The sequence below is a fragment of the Psychrobacter sp. genome (assembly GCF_018260395.1).
In the GTDB taxonomy this organism is placed as follows: Bacteria; Pseudomonadota; Gammaproteobacteria; order Pseudomonadales; family Moraxellaceae; genus Psychrobacter.
In genome coordinates, this window is the sequence record NZ_JAGLBC010000152.1 from 1 (window position 1) to 5490 (window position 5490).

4 protein-coding genes are annotated in these 5490 nt (G+C 39.6%); all 4 read right to left on the reverse strand.

Going from position 1 to position 5490, the window contains the following annotated elements; genetic code table 11:
• A partial coding sequence (ispD, locus tag QZ265_RS09575; protein WP_296405658.1) for a 2-C-methyl-D-erythritol 4-phosphate cytidylyltransferase occupies positions 1–667 on the reverse strand: 667 nt, incomplete at its 3' end.
• A gap of 163 nt (positions 668–830) precedes the next feature.
• Positions 831–1184: a septum formation initiator family protein gene (locus QZ265_RS09580; protein WP_296405660.1), complete on the reverse strand. Its 354-nt coding sequence runs from the start codon at positions 1182–1184 to the stop codon at positions 831–833.
• A 263-nt stretch (positions 1185–1447) separates the two neighbouring features.
• The gene (eno, locus tag QZ265_RS09585; RefSeq protein WP_296405662.1) at positions 1448–2764 is read right to left on the reverse strand and encodes a phosphopyruvate hydratase; all 1317 of its coding nucleotides are present in this window, start codon (positions 2762–2764) and stop codon (positions 1448–1450) included.
• Between the two features lie 408 nt (positions 2765–3172).
• On the reverse strand, positions 3173–5362 hold the full coding sequence (locus tag QZ265_RS09590) for a heavy metal translocating P-type ATPase (protein ID WP_296405664.1): 2190 nt from the start codon (positions 5360–5362) through the stop codon (positions 3173–3175).
• Positions 5363–5490: the final 128 nt, after the last annotated feature.

Consider the following 5490-nt stretch of genomic DNA (forward strand, 5'->3'; position numbering starts at 1 on the left):
TACCCGGTACAATTTTAATGGAATTGCCCACAGCTTCAAATGCGCTTGCCTCATCAGTGATCAGCAACCCTTTCTCAGCCACATAGTTTAGTACTTGACGAAGTTTAGCGGTTCTAAACACTTGCGGAGTTTGAGCCTGCCATAAGCTGCTACGATCGATAGTAGCTTGAATTTCACCCTCAATAGATACTTTCTTAAGGGTGTCAGCAACTGGTACTCCCAATATTGCCCCAAAAGGATGTTGCATCGCAGCTTTTATAACCAAATCAATGTGCTTTGATTCTACGCATGGACGAGCGGCATCGTGAATTAAGATTAAATCCTCATCTTTCGCACCTGCAGCAAATACTGCCTCTACCCCAGCTTGTACAGATTGCCAGCGCTCAGCACCTCCAAAAGTAAATGAAACAGGAATAGCAAAGTCTAGTGTTTTCGCCACAGTATCATCGGCAGCAATTACCAGCAATACCTGTTTGATATAAGTACTACGAGCTAGCGCTAAAACGCTTTGCTGCAATATAGTTTTATTGTGTATTGGGGTGTATTGCTTAGGGATATCTGTGCCAAATCGACTGCCCTTTCCGGCAGCAACAATTATGCTAAATACTTTGGTAGTACCATACTTAATCACAGAATTTGGAGCTGAGATAGAATTGTTTGAGATCATAACCAATCACTTTTGATCTTGATGAAGTGCCAGCCATTAGGCGTTCATTTATGTATTTATGACTTTTTGAACCAATAGCTTATAACTATCAGCTAACCACCTTTAACTGGCGACTAAGAGCTTTTAATCGAAATTTAACTTAAATTTAACTATAAGTAGCTATCTAAGGTATGCTCTCTACAGCATCTTCAGGATTAACGGGAGGCAAAGACTGACTAGAATGTGTCACTGGTGCAGTTGATAACTGCACAAACGTCTCACCTGGTTTGACTAATCCTAAATCCAAACGAGCATGCTCTTCAACTGCTTCCAAGCCGTTTTTTAAGTCATTGACATCAGCTCGTAGAACTTTATTATTATCAACCATCTGGTCATTAAGTTGCTGCTGAATTTCAGTTTCTGCATGTAACTTCTCTAGTCCGTCACGTCCACTTTTTCCCAACCAATATTGATACTGTAACCCCAACAATACCGATAAAGCGATCAAAAACAACATAAATTGGCTAAAATATTTCATAGGACGACTTAGAATAAATTTAATGAGAGTACAAATATAAAGAGGAGAATTCAATAATAATTGAACTTTGTTAGCCATAAAAGTATAACAGCGAATATAGTAAAATACCCTAAAATCTGATGTTAATCCTTTCAGATTAATTTAGAGCTTGTATTTTAGAGCTTATAATAACAAGATTGAGTGGTATCCTAAGGACAACCACCCAATCTAAATAGACAAATAACAGTTTTAATTAGATTAAAACCAGCAGCCTAGTTAACTAGTTAACCACGTAACCCAATAAATTCTTCACGACCACGGTAGCTTGCACGTACTTGTTGCTCGATACGTAGTAATTGGTTGTATTTAGCTACACGGTCAGAACGGCATAATGATCCAGTCTTAATTTGACCTGCTGCTGTACCCACTGCTAAGTCAGCAATGGTGCTGTCCTCTGTTTCACCAGAACGATGTGAGATAACTGTAGCATAACCATTTTTCTTAGCTAAGTAGATGGCATCTAAAGTTTCAGATAAAGTACCGATTTGATTGAACTTAATTAAGATAGCATTGGCGATTTTCTTATCAATACCTTCTTGTAAAATTGTAGGGTTAGTTACGAATAAATCATCACCTACTAACTGTACTTTATTGCCTAACTTGCTAGTTAAGTAAGCCCAGCCATCCCAATCTGATTCATCAAGACCGTCTTCGATAGAAATAATGGGATACTGCTCAGTTAATCTGACTAAGTAATCTGAGAAACCTTGACTATCAAAAGTTTTATTACCTTCACCGGCTAAGATGTATTGGCCATTTTTATAAAACTCACTAGCTGCACAGTCAAGAGCTAAATGAATGTCTTGACCAGCTTTATACCCTGTCTTTTCAATAGCTTCAAGGATAACAGTAATCGCTTCTTCATTGCTACGTAAGTTTGGTGCAAAACCACCTTCGTCACCAACCGCTGTGTTTAAGCCTTGTGCTTTTAATACAGATTTTAGACTGTGAAATATTTCAACACCGGCACGAAGTGCTTCTGAAAAACTGCTGAAACCTGTCGGCTCAATCATAAACTCTTGAATATCTACTGTGTTGTCTGCATGCTCACCACCATTTAAGATATTCATCATAGGTACTGGCATAGTCAGTGATGTCTGACCACGTAAGTTAGCAATATACTGGTGTAATGGTATATTTTGTGAAATTGCTGCCGCTTTAGCAGTAGCCAATGACACTGCTAACATAGCATTGGCGCCTAGATTATCTTTATTTTCAGTACCATCAAGCTCAATTAATCTGTCATCAATCGCTTGTTGATCCGTAGCATCACTTTCAAGCAGAGCACTTCTAATTTGACTATTTACATTCGAAACCGCTTTTTTAACCCCTTTACCTAAGTAACGAGACTTATCACCATCACGTAATTCTAAAGCTTCACGTGAGCCAGTTGAAGCTCCACTTGGCGCAGCAGCGCGACCCATAGAACCATCGGCTAAGATAACATCCGCTTCGATAGTTGGGTTGCCACGTGAGTCTAAAATCTCACGGGCACGAATATCTTGAATTTCAGTTGAATTAGTAAAAGTTTCTGCGTACATAGAGTGACATGCCTTTTAATTAAATTATAAAAATAAGTATAAGTTTTGAGCAGATTACCAGCGTTTGTTATCAACTTAAATGTTGTTATCAACTTAAATATTAAATTAACATTCACGCTTAGTAATTAAAATCGAAACCTAGTGCTACGACTGCTAAATATTTCTAAACTCAGAATAATTAGGGTATTTAAACCCTCATTTGTGCGACAAAATAAGTTGGATAATAATAGCACAAAATCCTGAATTCATGGATATATCAAAACCATTAGCTTGCATTTATCACCTATTTGCGCTGGTTTTTATAAGCATCTATCAATTATTGAAGAGTATGCATAGGTGCTAACAAGGGTAAATTAATATAAATAGATAAATTTTAAAATTTAATTAACACACTTTCTACAAGTAACACTATACCTTATGGCGGGTCAAGCGTAGTGCGTTCATAAGCACAGAAATCGAACTTAAAGCCATAGCCGCCGCTGCAATCATCGGGTTGAGTAGACCAAAGGCAGCTAAAGAAATGCCTAAACAATTATAAATAAAAGCAAAGAATAGGTTTTGTTTAATATTGCGCACTGTTGCCTTGGCAATATCTACCCCTGAATGCACTTGCATAATTGAATCACCCATTAATCTTGCTGAGGCACTATGTTTGGCAACTTCTGTACCATCTAGCATCGCAAAGCTAGCAAAAGCGGTGGCCATTGCTGGGGCATCATTAACCCCATCTCCTACCATCGCTACTTTATGTCCAATTGATTGATGCGCCTCAATCCACTGCGCTTTATCTCGTGGCTTTAAAGGACCATGTGCAACTTCTATGGCTAGGTCATCAGCAACTTGTTGTACCACCGTTGGTTTATCACCACTTAACAGTACCACTTCTAAGCCATCTTTTTTTAAGGCTTGAACAGCTTTGGGGCTTTCATCTTTTAATTCATCGGCTAAAGCAAACATACCCATGGGCATACCCTCTACACTAACCGCTATAGTACTGGCAATCTGCCAAACCTTAGGGAGTGTTTTTGGTAAATCTAATCCCACAAACTCTGCCGTTCCAACTTTTACCTCTCCAAACCCTTCAACATAAGCTTTAACTCCCATACCAGCCACAACGTCCACTTGGCTTGCAGGTAGTAGTGAAATATTTTTATCTTGTGCAGCGTGAACCACCGCACTTGCTAAAGGATGGCTGGCATGAGCTTCAACACTTGCAGCCAACTGCAGTACATCCGCACTATGGATGCTTTTATTCACCATCATTGAGTCAACTATATGAGGCTTACCTTTGGTCAAAGTTCCGGTTTTGTCAAAAACTACGGTATCAATTTTTCCAGCCATCTCTAGGCTTTGCGCGTCTTTAAACCATACGCCATGACGAGCGGCCACACCCATTCCCGCCATAATTGCAGCAGGTGTTGCCAGACCTAACGCACAGGGGCAAGCTATAACCAATACTGATACAGCATGTAAGATAGCTTTGTCCATAGCTCCTGTGAAGTACCATGTTAGACCAAACGTAACTAAAGCTATCAGTATGACCACAGGTACAAATACCGCAGCCACTTTATCCGCCAAACGAGCTAAATCAGCCTTACTGCCTTGGGCTTCACTCAATGCTTTTACCATATCGCTTAACTGAGTTTCGCTACCTTTAGCGGTCACTTGATAATTTAGACTCCCGTTGTCTACCATAGCACCAGCTAAAACTTTATCACCTTTATTTTTGGTAACCGGAACAGACTCTCCTGTAAGGTGGCTTTCATCACACCAACCCTCGCCTGATAAAACAATACCATCTGTGGCGATACGAGAGCCTTGCTTAGCACGTAAAATATCGCCCTTTTGAACTGCACTTAATTCAATACTTTCATAGTTTACCTCTTTGTCATCACCGACCATTTTTTCAACTGTATTAGGAGTCAGCTCCAAAAGCATATTTATACTGTTTAAACTATGCTTCTTAGTACGGTGCTCTAAGTATTTTCCCAATTTGACAAATGCAATAATCATTACCCCAGCTTCGAAATATACGGGAACATGCGCCGCACTATGTTGGGTAATGTCTGACCAACTTAAAGCAAAGCTACTTCGGTCGTATAGATTTACACCCAAACTTTGAAGCCAAATGTATGTTGAATAAGCCCAAATCGTCAAAGTACCTATAACTACCAGCACATCCATATTCGCCAGACCACCTTTGATAGAAGCCCATGCGCTACGATAAAAGAAACCTGCCAAAGCAAACTGTACCAAACTCGCCAATAAAAACTGTACCCATAACACGGGCATCCAATGCATTTCTTGCCCTACAAGCATGCCCAACATGCCAATTAAGAAAGGCATCATACAAATCCAAGTTAGCACCAGTCGCCAATCCATAGCTTTGTTTGTCAGTTGAGGGATTTGGTTGTCTGCCATTGGCACAGCATTAAACCCTGTCTTAGTTATCCATTCTTTAATTTGCTCATCGCTGGCTTGAGTGGCATTATAAGACACATTTAGAGTTTCTCCAGCAAAACTAACACTTGCCGAATGAATGGCTGGTTTTTTATTTAAGACTTTTTCGATACGTGTGGCACATGCCTGACAAGACATGCCTTCAATTTGAAACTGTGTCTTTGCTAAATTCTCGGTTGATATTGGAGGCTTAGACTTATGCTTATTATTATCATGTTGGTTATTTGAGCTATTTTGCGAGTGATCTAGCTCATTCTCTAAAGCGC